This is a genomic window from Halobaculum saliterrae, from assembly GCF_009831625.1.
GTDB classification, from domain to species: Archaea; Halobacteriota; Halobacteria; order Halobacteriales; family Haloferacaceae; genus Halobaculum; species Halobaculum saliterrae.
The window spans coordinates 12,734-28,065 of sequence record NZ_WUUS01000017.1 but is presented as its reverse complement, the minus strand read 5'-3'; the positions used below and the strand labels follow the sequence as shown (position 1 = coordinate 28,065).

14 protein-coding genes, 1 tRNA gene and 2 rRNA genes are annotated in these 15,332 nt (G+C 69.5%); 10 read left to right on the top strand and 7 right to left on the bottom strand.

What is annotated here, in order from left to right:
• Window positions 1-396: ribosomal RNA gene (locus GRX01_RS18575) — 23S ribosomal RNA — on the top strand; the annotation flags it as partial.
• Window positions 397-510: 114 nt separating this feature from the next.
• Window positions 511-632 (top strand): 5S ribosomal RNA (rrf, locus tag GRX01_RS18570).
• Window positions 633-782: 150 nt separating this feature from the next.
• On the opposite strand, the gene GRX01_RS18565 is transcribed toward rrf, so the two are convergent.
• The 6 genes from GRX01_RS18565 to GRX01_RS18545 all read right to left on the bottom strand — a co-directional run bounded on the left by GRX01_RS18565 (window position 783) and on the right by GRX01_RS18545 (window position 5,674).
• A complete protein-coding gene (locus GRX01_RS18565) occupies window positions 783-1,004 on the bottom strand; it encodes a DUF1328 domain-containing protein (RefSeq protein WP_159671341.1) in 222 nt (73 codons plus the stop codon).
• A gap of 164 nt (window positions 1,005-1,168) precedes the next feature.
• Window positions 1,169-1,243, bottom strand: a tRNA-Glu gene (locus GRX01_RS18560).
• A 103-nt stretch (window positions 1,244-1,346) separates the two neighbouring features.
• On the bottom strand, window positions 1,347-2,687 hold the full coding sequence (locus tag GRX01_RS18555; protein ID WP_159671338.1) for an amidase: 1,341 nt from the start codon (window positions 2,685-2,687) through the stop codon (window positions 1,347-1,349).
• A gap of 98 nt (window positions 2,688-2,785) precedes the next feature.
• Window positions 2,786-2,941 carry a DUF7563 family protein gene (locus GRX01_RS19000; protein WP_201289658.1) on the bottom strand — a complete coding sequence of 52 codons (156 nt, stop codon included), beginning with the start codon at window positions 2,939-2,941 and terminating at the stop codon, window positions 2,786-2,788.
• Window positions 2,942-3,038: 97 nt separating this feature from the next.
• Window positions 3,039-4,187, bottom strand: coding sequence for a metal-dependent hydrolase family protein (locus GRX01_RS18550; protein ID WP_159671335.1), 1,149 nt, complete (start codon window positions 4,185-4,187; stop codon window positions 3,039-3,041).
• A 143-nt stretch (window positions 4,188-4,330) separates the two neighbouring features.
• Window positions 4,331-5,674, bottom strand: a complete 1,344-nt coding sequence (locus tag GRX01_RS18545) for an ABC transporter substrate-binding protein (protein ID WP_159671332.1) — start codon at window positions 5,672-5,674, stop codon at window positions 4,331-4,333.
• A 122-nt stretch (window positions 5,675-5,796) separates the two neighbouring features.
• Between GRX01_RS18545 and udk the strand changes: the two genes are divergently transcribed.
• Entirely contained in the window at window positions 5,797-6,504 is a 708-nt protein-coding gene (gene udk, locus GRX01_RS18540; protein WP_159671329.1) for a uridine kinase, read from the top strand.
• A 93-nt stretch (window positions 6,505-6,597) separates the two neighbouring features.
• Here udk and GRX01_RS18535 read toward each other — a convergent pair whose 3' ends face one another.
• The gene (locus GRX01_RS18535) at window positions 6,598-6,927 is read right to left on the bottom strand and encodes a DUF5785 family protein (protein WP_159671326.1); all 330 of its coding nucleotides are present in this window, start codon (window positions 6,925-6,927) and stop codon (window positions 6,598-6,600) included.
• Between the two features lie 115 nt (window positions 6,928-7,042).
• Here GRX01_RS18535 and GRX01_RS18530 point away from each other — a divergent pair, with 115 nt between their 5' ends.
• The 7 genes from GRX01_RS18530 (at window position 7,043) to GRX01_RS18500 (ending at window position 15,321) form a co-directional block, all read left to right on the top strand.
• A complete protein-coding gene (locus GRX01_RS18530) occupies window positions 7,043-8,377 on the top strand; it encodes an MFS transporter (protein WP_159671323.1) in 1,335 nt (444 codons plus the stop codon).
• 110 nt (window positions 8,378-8,487) lie between these two features.
• Entirely contained in the window at window positions 8,488-10,617 is a 2,130-nt protein-coding gene (gene rqcH / locus GRX01_RS18525; RefSeq protein ID WP_159671320.1) for a ribosome rescue protein RqcH, read from the top strand.
• Between the two features lie 2 nt (window positions 10,618-10,619).
• A complete protein-coding gene (locus tag GRX01_RS18520) occupies window positions 10,620-11,342 on the top strand; it encodes a DUF4013 domain-containing protein (protein WP_159671317.1) in 723 nt (240 codons plus the stop codon).
• Window positions 11,343-11,366: 24 nt separating this feature from the next.
• Window positions 11,367-12,089 carry a DUF4013 domain-containing protein gene (locus GRX01_RS18515; protein WP_159671314.1) on the top strand — a complete coding sequence of 241 codons (723 nt, stop codon included), beginning with the start codon at window positions 11,367-11,369 and terminating at the stop codon, window positions 12,087-12,089.
• Window positions 12,090-12,245: 156 nt separating this feature from the next.
• The gene (locus GRX01_RS18510) at window positions 12,246-13,313 is read left to right on the top strand and encodes an mRNA surveillance protein pelota (RefSeq protein WP_159671311.1); all 1,068 of its coding nucleotides are present in this window, start codon (window positions 12,246-12,248) and stop codon (window positions 13,311-13,313) included.
• Between the two features lie 2 nt (window positions 13,314-13,315).
• Window positions 13,316-13,858, top strand: coding sequence for a GNAT family N-acetyltransferase (locus GRX01_RS18505; protein ID WP_159671308.1), 543 nt, complete (start codon window positions 13,316-13,318; stop codon window positions 13,856-13,858).
• A 152-nt stretch (window positions 13,859-14,010) separates the two neighbouring features.
• A complete protein-coding gene (locus GRX01_RS18500; RefSeq protein WP_159671305.1) occupies window positions 14,011-15,321 on the top strand; it encodes an MFS transporter in 1,311 nt (436 codons plus the stop codon).
• The last annotated feature ends 11 nt before the right edge of the window (window positions 15,322-15,332 follow it).

The following is a 15,332-nucleotide window of genomic DNA, read 5'->3' as shown; positions in this document are numbered from 1 at the left end:
TACCTCGATGTCGGTTCCCTCCATCCTGCCCGTGCAGAAGCGGGCAAGGGTGAGGTTGTTCGCCTATTAAAGGAGGTCGTGAGCTGGGTTTAGACCGTCGTGAGACAGGTCGGCTGCTATCTATTGGGGGTGTTACGGTATCTGACGAGAACGTTCGTATAGTACGAGAGGAACTACGAATGGTTGCCACTGGTGTATCGGTTGTCCGAGAGGGCAGCTGCCGAGAAGCTACGCAACACGGGGTAAGAGCTGAACGCATCTAAGCTCGAAACCCACTTGAAAAAGAGATACCACCGAGGTCACTCGTAGAAGACGAGTTCGATAGACTCGGGATGTACGCGCCGAGGCAACGAGGCGTTCAGTCCGCGAGCACTAACAGACCAAGCCACACTCATATACTGGAACCCGATGTTCCGTTGAATCGGGTTCAGGTGCTAACTGGATTGCACGTACATTATCGGTCGGAGACCGACGTAGGCGTTACATCGGATCGTTCCCGATGGTCGGCCTTCGGGCGGCCACAGCGGCGGGGCACCACCCGTACCCATCCCGAACACGGAAGTTAAGCCCGCCAGCGTTCCGGTAAGTCCTGGAGTGCGCGAGCCTCTGGAAACACCGGTTCGCCGCCCACCACTCATACGCGATTCAAGCCCACCAGCACCGCGCTGGTGGGCTTTTTTCATTTTCATATCACACCCACCCGTCCGACCCCGACCAGTGGCGACGCCGACCGCCGACGGCCGGCCCGTCCGGGACCGGCAGCTCTCCGACGGAACGGTGATTCAACGCATCAACGAGACGATCGCGAGAACGAGGAAGACGACCACGAGCCACTTCGCGATCGTCATGCTCACCCCGGCGATTCCTCTCGCACCGAGTACCGCCGCAACGAGCGCCAGCACGAAGAACACGACCTCGTACTGAACGAACTCGCCGCTGATGACCTGAAGTGGCGTACTGATGAGTACCGAACCGAGTCCGACGTCTCCTCCTGTGGGCGACATGTCTCTACCGATGTGGCACAGCCGGATCGGTACGACGGACAGACACCGAGACTGGTGGCTGAACGGCACGTATCCCCGTCGACGTGACCAACCAGGGGCCACGTGCTCAGAACACACGAGAAACTACCGGACAGACATAGGTATCGAACGGAAGTGGACGAGAATGCTCCGGCAGGGATTTGAACCCTGGTCATTGCCGTGAGAGGGCAATATGATTGGCCGGACTACACCACCGGAGCGCGGTGATGCACTACGTGAGTGCAACTCAGCGTATGCCTGTGAACTGTAAAACGGTGTCGGTTCGCCACCGCCGTGTGTGGGTTTGGCGTGCTGGCTGACGGATTAGACGGCGTCTCGGACCGCGCCGGCGATCTCGTCGGCCCACGCCAAGAGCCGTTCGTCCGCATCGAATTCCGCGGCGACTTGTACACCGACGGGAAGGCCGTCCACGTCGCCGGCCGGGAGCCCGATCGTCGGGAGTCCGGCGTGTGTCCACGGGAGGTTCATCGCCGGGTCGCCGGTGTCGTCGATCCCCTCGGGTGCGGGCCCCGGCGCGGCCGGCGCGATCCAGGCGTCGATCCCATGGTCGTCCGCCGTCTCCGCGAGCGAGTCGCGCAGCGCGTCCCGTCCCCGTCGACCGCGGACGAGCGCCGACACCGGTGTGGACAGCCCGTCCTCGATCAGCTCGCGGGTCGCGTCGGCGTACCGGTCGCCGTACCGCCCGTACCACTCCCCGTGTGCGAGCGCGGCCTCGGCGGCGACGAGCGTGTCGTGACGGTCGTTCACGTCGTCGATGTCGGGGAACGCCTCCACGCGGACGAGCTCGTACCCGGCGTTCGCGAGCGAGTCGAGCGCACGCTCGAACGCCTCACGCCCCACCTCGGACGGCTGGTCGAGGTACGGCCCGGTCGGCACGCCGAGCGTCGGCGGCTCGGTCCGTTCGCCCGCCCGTTGCTCGTCCCAGCCGTCGAGGAGGACCGACGCCGCGAGCGCCGCGCCGGCGACGTCGCGCGTGAAGGTGCCGACGTGATCGACCGACCTCGACAGCGGGATCACGCCGTCGGTCGGGAGCCGGCCGCGGGTGGGTTTGAACCCGACGACGCCGCAGAACGCCGCGGGTCGAACGATCGAGCCGACGGTCTGCGTGCCGAGCGCGAGCGGCGCGGTCCCGCTCGCGACCGCGGCCGCGGACCCGCTCGATGATCCCCCCGGCGTGTGGTCGAGGTCGTGGGGGTTCCGCGTCGGCGGCGGCGAGAAGTAGGCGAACTCGGTCGTGTGCGTCTTCCCCGCGACGGTCGCCCCGGCGGCTCGAAGCCGCCGAACCGCGGTCGCCTCCTGCCCGGCCAGCACCTCCGGGGGGAGGTCGGAGCCGGCGCGCGTCGGCAGTCCGTCGACGTGGAAGATGTCCTTCACGCCCACGGGAACCCCGAACAGCGGGGGTCGGTCCGCTCCGTCGCCGGCGTCGCTCTCGGAGTCGGATCTGGGATGTCGTTCGAGAAGGGCCTCCGTCTCGGCGGTCAGCCACGCGCGGGAGATCGCTCCGTCGACCCACGCGTGTATCTCAGGATCGCGCGCCTCGATCCGATCACGGAGCGTGTTCGCGTACGCCGTCGGGTCTCGCTCGCCTGTCCGGAACGCGGCGGCGAGCGGCGCGAGCGCCTCGCCGGTTCTGTCTCCGTTCATACGGTCGAGTTCCGGCCCCCGGATGGTAGTTCTTCGGAGCCGTCACCCCGGTCGCCGATCCGGGAGGATCGAGACGGCGACTCGGCGGTCCGCTCCGATCAGGTGCGTTTCGAGCGCGCCTCGCGCACGTCCGCGCCGTCGCGAAGCTTGTCCTCGCAGTTCGGACACACGCGCACGGTCTCCCGTTCGCCGGGCGCGAACACCCGAACGTAGCTCTCTGTTACGAACCCGCCACAGTTTGCACACTCCGGCATCGAACGGAACCAGTCGCTTGATCGCTAAAAAGGCACTCCCGGATCGGGCCGCCCACCCGGCGACCGTCGGCTGCGAGTCACATCTCGGGGACGACGGTCACACGACGCGGTCGCCGTCGGCGAACACCGCGGCCGGGTTCTGCCACGCGTCGGCGTCGACGGCGGGGTTGTCGTCGAGGACGACCAGGTCCGCGCGGTACTCCTCGGCGACGCGGCCGACGTCGTCGAGCCCGCACAGCTCCGCGGCGGTGACGGTCGCGGCCTCCAGCGCCGCCTCGGGGCTCATCCCGAACTCGACCATGTACGCCAGCTCGTCGGCGATGTTGTCGAAGTAGTTGAACGGCGTGCCCGCGTCGGTTCCCATCGCGATATCGACGCCGGCCGCCTCGGCGTGATCGAACGAGGAGGCGAACGCCTCGCTGGCCTCGACTGCCTTGTCCATGGCCGACTCGGGGATCCCGGCGTCGGGGTTGTCGACGATGTTCTTCAGGGCGGCCGCGGTCGGCACCCAGTAGGTCCCCTCGTCCGCCATCGCCTCCGCCGCCTCTCGGTCCATGAACGTGCCGTGCTCGATGCTCGTGATGCCGGCGTCGACGGCGTTGAGCAGTCCCTCCTTCCCGTGGGCGTGTGCTGCCGTCGGGACGCCCTTGGCGCTCGCGGCGTCGACGAGCGTCGCCAGCTCCTCGGGGGTGAGCTCCGGCGCGCCGGTCCGCGCGCCCTCCGTGAGCACGCCGCCGGTCGCCATGCACTTGATCACGTCCGCGCCGCGCTTGAGCTGCTCGCGGACGGCCCTGCGGACCTCGTCGGGGCCGTCGGCCTCGCGGCCGAACCAGTGGCCGTGGCCGCCGGTCATCACGACGTTCTGCCCGCACGCGAGCACGCGCGGGCCGACGAGCCGTCCCTCGGCGACCGCGTGGCCGGCGTCGAGCGCCAGTGTCCCCGAAGCGCCTAGGTCACGAACGGTGGTGACTCCGGCCTCAACGGCCTTCCTGAGGTTTGCGGCGGCGATGTACGCGTGGTCGAAGTCGCTCTCGTCCTGGGCGGTCGCGACGTCCGGACGGCCGTCCATCATCAGGTGGACGTGCGAGTCGATCAGTCCCGGGGCGACGAACTGCCCGCTCACGTCGGTCTCGGAGTCGCCGCGTCCGACGTCGCCGACGGCGACGATCTCCCCGTCCGCGATCGCGACGTCCGCCTCTCGCGTCCCGTCGACGTCGACGACGGTCCCGTTTCTGAGTACGTGCATGGGGACAGGTGTCGTGGGGAGGGCCTAAAGGCGCTGATCCCGGCGGTCGATGGGGAGTTCTCAGGCACCGGTACCGGGGCCTTCGCCACAGCGGCTCGGGCGGCGAAATAACGGTGAGAACGGGGTGCGTTCGACGGCGACGGTTACGCCTTGAAGTCGATTGTGTCGAGCTGCTCGATGTTGCCCTCCACGTCGGTGTTGAACGTGAAGTACTCGTAGCTCACGGCGGTCATGTCGCCGTTCTCGTCGAAGTCGACCGACGAGGACGCGCCGCTGTAGTACACCTGCTCGCCGTTGAGCGCCGCACGCATCCCCTCCGCGAGGTTCTCCGGCGTGACCTCCATCCCGTCGTTCGGGTTGGCGACCGCGGCCATGTTCTCCTTGATCGCCTGACCGTCGTTCTCGCCGGTGGCGGCGTTGGCGAGCAGACAGACCGCGGAGGCGTCGTACGCCTGGGCGTTGAACGCGCCCGGTGCGCGGTCGTACTCCTCCTCGTACATCGAGGCGAACGCCTCCTGACCCGGCCCGGTCGCCAGCGGCGAGGTGCCGTAGACGTTGGCCATGTCGTTGCCCACCTCGTCCGGGAGCGAGGAGTCGCGGAGCCCGTCGGTCACCATGATGTCGGTGTCGTTGCTGTACTCGGCGTAGAAGTCGCGGAATATCTGGATCCCCGAGGCGGGGTAGCCGATCACGACAAGCAGGCTCGGCGAGTCGTTCATCGCCGAGGACAGGGGCGAGCTATAGCTGGACTGCTCCTTCTCGAAGGCGATGGACTCCTGGACGCTCCCGGAGTGATCGTCGGTGAAGGAGCTCGCGAACACCTCCGCCAGCTTCTGCCCGTAGTCGTTGTTGACGTACATGATCGACGCCGACGAGTCGCCGAGGTTGTTCGCGGCGACGTCGGCCATCACCTGCCCCTGCAGCGCGTCCGAGGGGGCCGTCCGGAAGATCAGTCCGTCGTCGTCGAGGTCGGTGACCGCCGGCGATGTTGACGACGGCGAGCAGCCGATCATCCCGTTGGGGATGAACACCTGCTGGGCGACCTGCAGGTTCACGCCCGAGGACGCCGGCCCACACACGGTCGGATAGCCGGCGTTCGCGAGCCCGTTGGCCGCCTGGATCCCCGCCTGCGGATCGGTCTGGGTGTCCTCGACGGTCTGGTCGAACTCCGCGGGGACGTCGGCGGCCTGCAGTTGTTTGACCGGGAGCGTCCCGCCGTCGCGGATCGGGCCGCCGAGCGACGCGAGGTCGCCGGTGAGCGGCATCAGCACGGAGTGACGGATCGTCCGCATCGACTCGGAGTCGTCCGACGGCTCGGTGGTCTGCTCGTCGGCTTCTGTTTCCTCCTCGTCGCCGCCGCCGTCGCCGCCGCCACCGTCGCCGCCGTTTCCGCCCGAGTCGTTCTGGGTAATACATCCCGCGAGTCCGACGACGCCTGCCGTGCCGGCGCCCTTCAGGACGTCACGGCGATCGATCTTGCGTGCCATGTGAGAGCCATTGCCGTAGCTGTTTATAAAATTGACCGAACGTGACAAACTCACACGGCCGGTCGCGCGTGGGACGGGCGGACCGACACGCCCAAGCCGACGCGCCGGCGATGACTCGGCAAATGGCGTACCCCTCGTTCGTCGTCGGCATCGCCGGGGGGACCGGCGCGGGAAAGACGACGGTTTCCCGCCTGATCACCCAGCGCGTCGACGACTCGGTGACTCGGATCCCGATCGACAACTACTATCGCGACCTCTCGCACCTCGACCTCGAGGAGCGCGCGGAGGTGAACTACGACCACCCGGACGCGTTCGAGTGGCCGCTCCTCCGCGAGCACCTCGAGACGTTGCTGTCGGGCAACAGCGTCGAGATGCCGCAGTACGACTTCGAGATCCACAACCGGAAGGAGGAGCGGAAGACCGTCGAGCCGACCGACGTGATCGTTCTCGAGGGGATCCTCGCCCTGTACGACGAGGAGATAAACGACATGTTGGACCTCCGACTGTACGTCGAGACCGACGCGGACGTGCGCATCCTCCGGCGCATCGAGCGCGACGTGGTCGACCGCGGTCGCGACCTGGAGGGCGTGATCGATCAGTACCTGTCGACGGTGAAGCCGATGCACGAGCAGTTCATCGAGCCGAGCAAGAAGCACGCCGACCTGATCATCCCCGAGGGGGCGAACTCGATGGCGATCAACCTGCTGGAGGAGAAGCTCCGCAACGAGGTCGAGGGAGAAGGGGTACGCACGTGGGAGCGCGAGGAACTGGAGCGCGAACTCGCCGGCGAGCGGACCGCCGACCGCGACGCCACGGCGACGACCGAGTGACGCCGTCGCGGGTCGCCGTCGCGATCGTTCTCGCTTCCCGTCGGTTCCGTTCGGTTCTCGCGGTTCCCCGCCGATCTCGCCGTCTGCTCCTCGCTAGCCGCGCGTGCGAGTGAACGCGTCGGCGCCCTCGTACGTCCAGAGGTCGTTGGCGCGCATCGTCTCGCCGATCGCCTTGTGGAAGGCGACGATGTCCTCGAACTCGGTGTCGTCGTCGATATCCTGGAAGACGTCCTCGACGGAGACGACGGTGTCCGCGTCGAGCCGGACCGGATGGTCGCCGAACTCCTCGCGGTAGTCGCCCGCGCGCAGCGGGAAGTCCTCCTCCTCGTCGACCTTCTTCACCAAAACCGCGTGGCCGTACTTTCGGCGCCCCTCGCTTCCCTGTTCACCGTCGGGGTCGTGGGGCCAGTCGTGGGCGCTCATTACACGGCGGTAGTCGCGGGGGGCGATTAGTCGTTTCGTTCCCCACATCGCCGACCGCGGTCGACGCCCGGCGGCCGACGATCCCACGGCGGTCCGTGCCGACACCGACGCGTACATGCCGCCGGAGGAACCTCGTTCGCGTGTGAACCGGAACGACAGATCCATCGTCGGACTCGTCATGCTGGCCCACGGGATGGTCCACACCTACGAGCTGTCGATCCCGATCTTCATTCCCATCTGGCTGGCCGAGTTCGACGTGATCGCCCTCGGCCCGCTCGAGGTCGCGGTCACCTCCGCGACGCTCGGGCTGCTTGTGACGGTCGGGTACGGCCTCTTCGGCCTGGGCGCGCTCCCGGGCGGCGTGCTCGTCGACCGCCTCGGATCGAGACGACTCATCACCGCCTGCCTCGTCGGGATGGCGGCCTCGTTCGTCCTGCTCGGGATCGCGCCCGGACTCGTGTCGATCACCTTCGCGATGGTCGTGTGGGGCGTCTCCGCGTCGGTGTACCACCCGGCGGGGCTCGCGTTGCTCTCGAAGGGCGTCGAGGAGCGCGGCACCGGCTTCGCGTACCACGGCATCGCGGGCAACCTCGGGATCGGGCTCGGGCCGCTGCTCACGACGCTCATGCTACTGTTCCTCGGCTGGCGGACGGCCGCGGCTATCCTCGCGGCGCCGGCGTTGTTGGCGGCACTGTACGCCGTCCGCGCGAGCTTCGACGAGACCGCGGCCGTCGAGGCCGCTGCGGACGGCGGCGAGGAGGCGGGCGACTCGAAGGCCGACGCCGGCGTCGACTCGCTCTCGGAGTTCGTCGCCGAGTCGCGCGTGCTGTTCACGGGCAGCTTCGCGCTCGTGTTCCTCGTCGTGATGATGTCCGGACTGTACTACCGCGGCGTGCTCACGTTCATGCCGGAGCTGCTCGACGGTCTCCCCGGGTTCGAGGCGGTCGTCGTCGGGTCGCTGCTGCCCGGCGGGATCGCCGACGTCCTCGGCGGGCTCTCGGCCCGGGAGGTGTCGCCCGCGAACTACGTGTACTCCGGGCTGCTCATGATCGGGGTCGTCGGCCAGTACGTCGGGGGAAAGCTCACCGACCGTATCCCCGTCGAACGCGGGATCGCGCTCAGCTTCGGGCTGCTCGGTGTGCTGGCTCTACTGTTCCTCCCGGTCGCGAACCTCGGGTTCGCGCCGTTCCTCGTGTTCGGGGCGGTACTCGGCGCCGCGCTGTTCGTCGTCCAGCCGTTCTACCAGGCGACCGTCGCCGAGTACACCCCCGCGGGCACCCGCGGGCTGTCGTACGGCTACACCTACCTCGGCGTGTTCGGCGTCGGCGCGCTCGGCGGCGCCGTCGCCGGCACCGTGTTGACCTACGCGAACCCGCCGACCCTGTTCGGCGTGCTCGCGGCCTTCGGGTTCGTCGCGTCCGCGACGGGTGTAGTGCTGTCGCGCCGATAGTCGCGCGAGGGCCCCGCGGCGTCGACCGCTCGACCGCTTCCGACCGCCCTCCGGGGCGCGCGCGTCCCGCAACGCCCAAACACCCGCCCGGACTACCCGGAGACGATCAGATGGACCCGAAAACAGACATGACGAGCGTCGACCTCGCGGCCCTCGCCGGGGAGCTCTCCCGGTACGAGGGGGCGAAGGTGGACAAGGTCTACCTCTACGGCGACGACCTCGTCCGCTTCAAGCTCCGCGACTACGACCGCGGACGGGTCGAGCTCCTCGTCGAGACGGGCGACGTGAAGCGGTGTCACGTCGCCGACCCGGCGCACGTCCCCGACGCGCCCGGCCGCCCGCCGGAGTTCGCCAAGACGCTCCGCTCGCGGCTCGCGGGCGGCGAGCTCGCGGACACGGCGCAGTACGAGTTCGACCGTATCCTCACGTTCGACTTCGAGCGACCGGACGCGAACACGACGGTCGTCGCCGAGCTGTTCGGCGAGGGGAACCTCGCCGTCCTCGACGAGACCGGCGAGGTCCAGCGCAGCCTGGAGACGGTCCGCCTCAAGTCCCGCACGGTCGCGCCCGGAAGCCAGTACGAGTACCCGCAGTCCCGGATCGACCCCTTCGACGTGCGCTACGAGGTGCTCGAAGCCCGGATGGAAGAATCGGACACCGACGTTGTCCGCACGCTCGCCACGCAGCTCAACATGGGCGGCCTCTACGCCGAGGAGTTCTGCACCCGCGCGGGCGTCGAGAAGACGCTCGACATCGCGGACGCCGGCGAGGAGCAGTACCGCGCGATCTACGACGTGATCCAGCGCATGGGCGAACGCCTCCAGTCGGGGGATCTGAACCCTCGCGTGTATCTGGAGGACGACGCCGTCGTCGACGTGACCCCGTTCCCGCTGGAGGAGCGCGAGGGTATGGAGGCGGAGGCGTACGACGACTTCAACGCGGCGCTGGACGAGTACTTCTACCGGCTCGACCTCACGGAGGACGAGGAGGTCGACGACGCCCCCGACTTCGAGGCGGAGATCGCCAAGAAGCAGCGCATCATCGACCAGCAGGAGGGCGCGATCGACGACTTCGACGAGCGCGCGGCCGCCGAGCGCGAGAAGGCGGAGGCCGTGTACGCCCACTACGACCTCGTCGCCGACGTGCTCTCGACGATCCAGTCCGCCCGCGAGGAGGGTCGGGGCTGGGAGGAGATCGACGAGACGTTCCTCGAGGGCGCCGACCGCGGCATCCCCGAGGCGGAGGCCGTCCGCGGCGTCGACGGCTCGGAGGGGACCGTAGACGTCGACCTCGACGGCACGGTCGTCACCCTCGACGCCGGCACCGGCCCGGAGAAGAACGCCGACCGGCTGTACACGGAGGCCAAGCGGATCGAGGAGAAGAAGGAGGGCGCGCTGGCGGCGATCGAGAACACCCGCGAGGAGCTGGAGGCCGTGAAGCGGCGCAAGGAGCAGTGGGAGCGCGACGGCGGCGGCGACGGCGACGAGGCGGATGACGACGGCGACGACGGCGACGACGGTGACGACGACGCCGACGACCGCGCGGACGTCGACTGGCTCTCCCGACAGTCGATCCCCGTGAGACGGCAGGACAACTGGTACGACCGCTTCCGCTGGTTCGAGAGCAGCGACGGGTTCCTCGTCATCGGCGGGCGCAACGCCGACCAGAACGAGGAACTCGTGAAGAACTACATGGAGGGACGGGACCTGTTCTGTCACGCGCAGGCCCACGGCGGTCCGGTCACGCTCATCAAGGCGACCGACCCCTCCGAGGCCGCCCGCGACGTGACGATCCCCGAGCAGTCCCGGAAGGAGGCCGCGCAGTTCGCCGTCTCGTACTCCTCGGTGTGGAAGGACGGCCGCGGCGCGGGCGACGCGTACGTCGTCACCCCGGATCAGGTGTCGAAGACGCCCGAGTCGGGCGAGTACATCGAGAAGGGCGGGTTCGTGATCCGCGGGGAGCGCGACTACTACCGTGACGTGCCCGCGGAGGTCGCGGTGGGCATACAGGTCGAGCCCGAGACCAGGGTCATCGGCGGTCCGCCGAGCGCGGTCGAGCCGCGCGCGGCGACGACGATACGGCTGACGCCGGGGCGGTTCGCCCAGAACGACGCCGCGATGAAGTGCTACCGGCGGCTCAAGGAGCGGTTCGCCGACGAGGGGTTCGTCCGCAAGGTCGCCTCCGCCGACCTGATCCAGGAGTTCCTCCCGCCGGGCGAGAGCGACCTGCTCGGGGAGTAAGCGTGCTCCGGGAGGCGCTTCGGTACCCGCTCGGGGCCGCGGACGACCGCGGCGCGACCGCGGAGACGCTCGCGACCGGCGGCGGACTCCACCTGCTCGCCGCGGTCGTGGCTCCGCTGTGGCCGATATCGTTGCTCACACCGATCGCGACGGTGCTCGTCGTCGGCTACCTCGTCCGCGTGTTCGCCTCGGCCGGCGACGCTGAGGACCCTGCCACGCTTCCCACGTTCCGGCGGCCGATCGGCCTGCTTCGCGACGGGCTGGTCGCGAGCGCGCTCTCGATCGCCGTCCTGCTGGTCCCCGTCGTCGTCCTGCTCGTCACCGTCGCCGGCGCGACGTCGGGCGGGGCCGGCGGCGGCCCGATCGACCCGACGACGCCGCTGGGGTACGGCGTGACGCTCGTCGGCGGGACGGTGAGCCTGCTGTTAGCGATCGGCGTCGCGTACCCGCTGCCGGCGATGCTCGCCGGCTACGCTCGCGCGGGTTCAGAGGCCACCGTTCGTGCGCGCGTCGCCGAGGGGATCTCGTTCCGGGGGCTGCGACGGACGGCCACGTCCGGGCGGTACTTCTACGCGTGGACCGTCGGCGCGGTCCTGCTCGCGTTCGGCACGGCCCTCGCCGGTGCCGGCTCCCGTCCCGTTAGGCTCGTCGGTTTCTTCGGGCTGTTCTATCTGGAGGTCGCCGCCGTCGCGGCGTGGTGTCGCGGGGTCGGTGGAAACCGTTAACCACGACGCCGGGTACGCTCCGGTATGTTGGAAGACGCGCTCGGGTATCCCCTGCGAACCGACGACCGTGTCGCCACGCTGATCGTCGGCGGCGCGCTGATCGTCGCGAGCGTGTTCGTGCTGCCGGCGTTCGTCCTGCAGGGGTACCTCCTCCGAGTCCTGCGTTCGGCGGCGACCGGCGAGCGGTCCGCTCCGTCGTTCACGGACTGGGGCGAACTGTTCGTCGACGGCCTGAAGCTCGTCGTCGTGCAGGCGGCCTTCGGGTTCGTCATCTCGATCCCGATCGTGGCGGCGATAGTCGCCTTCCTCCTCGGGGGTGTGACGGGAAGCGAGGCGGGCGTCGCGGCGTTCGGGACGGTCAGCCTCCTCCTGGTCCTGCTCGCGACGCTGCTGTCGATCCTCGTCGCGTACGTGCTGCCGGCGGCGATGACCAACTTCGCGCTCGCGGGCGAGCTGCGCGGGGCGTTCGACGTCGAGGCGCTGCGCGAGGCCGCGCTCTCCGGGCGATACCTCGTCGGCGTGCTCTTCGGGGTCGTGCTCGGGGGCGTGATCAACCTCGTCGCGGGGCCCCTCGCGCTGCTTCTGATCGGGGTTCCGGCGCTGTTCTACGGGCAGGTCGTCACGTACTACTGCTTCGGCCGCGGGTTCGCGGAGGCGACCAGCGCGGACGCGATCGCCCCCGACGCTGAGACCGACGTCGACGCCGATTCGGACGCGTCGTCGACGGCCCGTTCGGACACGCTGTAGGCGACGGGCGACATCGGGGGGCGGAACCGCTCGGCGGGATCGCTCCCGTCCTGCCTGCCGCCCCGGGTTCACCGCACCGCGTCCGACGCCTCGTGTTCTCCGCGTCGCGTCCGCCGTCTCGGAGGGCCTTTGTACGCGCCCGACGCATTCGCCGGTATGCGAATCGACTCGCGCGGCCGCGGCGAGGAGGGGCGCGAGCGCCTGACGGTCACGCCCGAGACCACCGACGACCTGTGGCACCTCTCGCACGTCCTCGAGCCGGGCGATCACGTCGAGGCGGACACGACCCGTCGGGTCACCCGCAACGACGACCAGCTCCGGGACAAGGGCGGCGAGCGCGAGCACATGCGCGTCACGATCGAGGTCGAGGACGTGGAGTTCGCCCGCTTCGCCAACCGACTGCGCGTCGGGGGGCTCATCGTCGGCTGCTCGCGCGAGGACGAGATCGGCCACCACCACACGCTCAACGTCGAGGAGCGCTCGGAGATCACCGTCGAGAAACGCTTCAAGCCGGACCAGATCGAGCGCATCGAGGAGGCCGAGGAGGCCACCGGCGCCCCCGACGTGGCCATCGCCACCGTCGAGGAGGGCGCGGCGTTCATCCACACTGTCCAGCAGTACGGCACCGAGGAGTACGCGAGCTTCACCAAGCCGACCGGCAAGGGCGAGTTCTCCCGCCCGCGCGAGGAGCTGTTCGACGAACTCGGCTCGGCGCTCGCACATCTCGACCCGGAGGCGATCATCCTCGCGGGTCCGGGGTTCACCAAGAACGACGCCAACGACTACGTCGACGAGCACTATCGCGACCTGAGCGACCGCGTCACCGTCGTCGACACCTCCGCCGCGGGCGACCGCGGCGTCCACGAGGTGCTCAAGCGCGGCGCCGTCGACGAGGTGCAACGCGAGACGCGTATCGCCCGGGAGGCCGAACTGATCGACGAGCTCACCGGGCGGATGGCCGAGGGCGCCAAGGCCACCTACGGCGTGAACGAGACGATGGAGGCGGCGGAGTTCGGCGCCATCGAGACGCTGCTCATCGTCGACGAGCGCCTGCGCGCCGAGCGGCAGGGCGAGGGCGACTGGGAGGTCGACGTGAACGACCTCGTCGAGACCGCCGAGCAGAAGGGCGGCGACGTGGTCGTCTTCTCCGAGGAGTTCGCGCCCGGCCAACAGCTGAAGAACCTCGGGGGCGTCGCCGCGCTCCTGCGCTACCGGCTCCAGTGACGATGGACGATGACGAGGATCCGGCGGACGGGAACTTCGCCCCGGCCCGGGCCGACTGGACCGCGACGGTCGCCGCCACCGAGTCCGACTGGGAGGCGGTCGTCGACCTCCGAATGCGCGTGTTCGTCGACGAGCAGGGCGTCCCCGAGCACCTCGAACTCGACGAGCACGACGAGGACCCGCTGGACTCGGACGTGGATCACCTGCTCGTGCGCGACACCGCCCGCGGGGGCGAGGCCGTCGCGACCGCCCGCCTCCGCGCGGTCGACGCCGACGACTACGGCGCGCTCGATGCGGGTACCGAGCGGGTCGCGAAGGTCGAACGGGTCGTCGTGGCACGCGATCGTCGCGGCGAGGGGTGGGGAGCGCGCGTGATGGGGGCAGTCGAGGACCGCGCCCGCGGTAGGGGGCTGGCCGAGGCGGTGCTCCACGCACAGACACACGCGGCCGGCTTCTACGAGCGCCTGGACTACGCCGTCGACGACGCGCTCGGCACGTTCGACGAGGACGGCATCGAACACGTCCGGATGCGGCGCCGGCTCTGAGTCGCTGCCGGCGGTCTCAACCACCCGGCGCCCCTCCCGTCTTCTTCACCGCTCCTTGTCCCGTCTTCTCCACTGCCTCGCCCGTGCCCGCCATCGATCAGGTCGCCGTGGCCCGAAGCTACAAGCCCCGGTGTGTAACACTGGGGCACACAATGGCGATCCCCCGCCGGTATCGACGCCACCTCATGTGGGCGACGCTCGCGTTCGGGTTCCTGTTCGTCAACTTCTTCCGCAACTCGACGGCGGTGCTGTCGGGCGATCTCGCCGCGGTGTTCGACGCGACCGGTTCGGAGTTGGGGCTGCTCCACTCGTCGTTCTTCTACATCTATGCGGCCGCACAGCTCCCGTCCGGACTGCTCGTGGACCGGTACGGGCCGCGCCGGGTCGTGTCGGTCGGGCTCGTCGGGATGGCCGTCGGAGTCGCCGGCTTCGCCGCGGCGGACTCGCTCGCCGTGGGGTTCGCCGCGCGGTTCCTCGCCGGCCTGAGCGGGGCGTCGATCTACGTCGCAGTCCTGCGGTTCTGCGCCAACTGGTACGCGCCCGAGGAGTTCGCCACGATGACGGGCTTCACCATCGCCGCCGCGGGGATCGGCGGCGTGTTGGCGACGACCCCGCTGGCGCTGGCTGCGGGGGCCGCCGGCTGGCGCGCGGTGCTGTACGCCGCCGCCGCGGGCGTCCTGCTCGCCGGCATCGCCGTCGGCGTCTTCGTCCGGGACCGACCGGCCGACCCGGCGGACCGCCCCGAGGGCGCCGACTCCGGGACGGAGACCGACTCGATGCGGGAGGTGCTGGCCGGCGCGCGGCGCGTGCTCGGCGACCTCGACACGTGGCTGATGGGGACGGCGCTGTTCCTCATCTTCGGGCTCAACTTCACCGTCGTCGGGCTGTGGGGGGTGCCGTACATCGTCCACCTGTACGACGTGCCGGTGTCGAGGGCCGCCCTGGCGGTGCTCGCGGCGAACATCGGCTTCGCGCTCGGCTCGCCCGCCTTCGGCGCGCTCTCGGACCGGACCGGCCGCCGAACCGAGGTGATCGTCGGCTCCTGTCTCGCGTTCGTGGTCGCCTACGGCGTCGTGTTCGTCACCGTGACGCCGCCGCTGTTCGTCGTCGCGCTCGCGCTGTTCGTCGGGATGGGCATCACCGGAGGGGCGTCGGTCGCCTACACGGTCGCGAAGGAGCGCCACGCCGAGGACAGCGGCGCGGCCACGGGCACGGTCAACGGCATGGCGTACCTCGGCGCGGCCGTCTTCCCCGCGGTGCTGGGGGCCGCGCTGGACGCCTACTGGACCGGCCGCGTGGTCGACGGCGCGCGGGCGTACTCCGTGGCCGGCTATCGTGTCGCGTTCGGGATCGTCGTGCTCGGGGGCGTGATCGCGACGATCTGTGCGATCGCGCTTCACGTGCGCGTCAGCAGGCGCGACCCGCAGACGCCCGACCCCGGCGCGACTCCGACGGACGACTGAGGGGACCACGG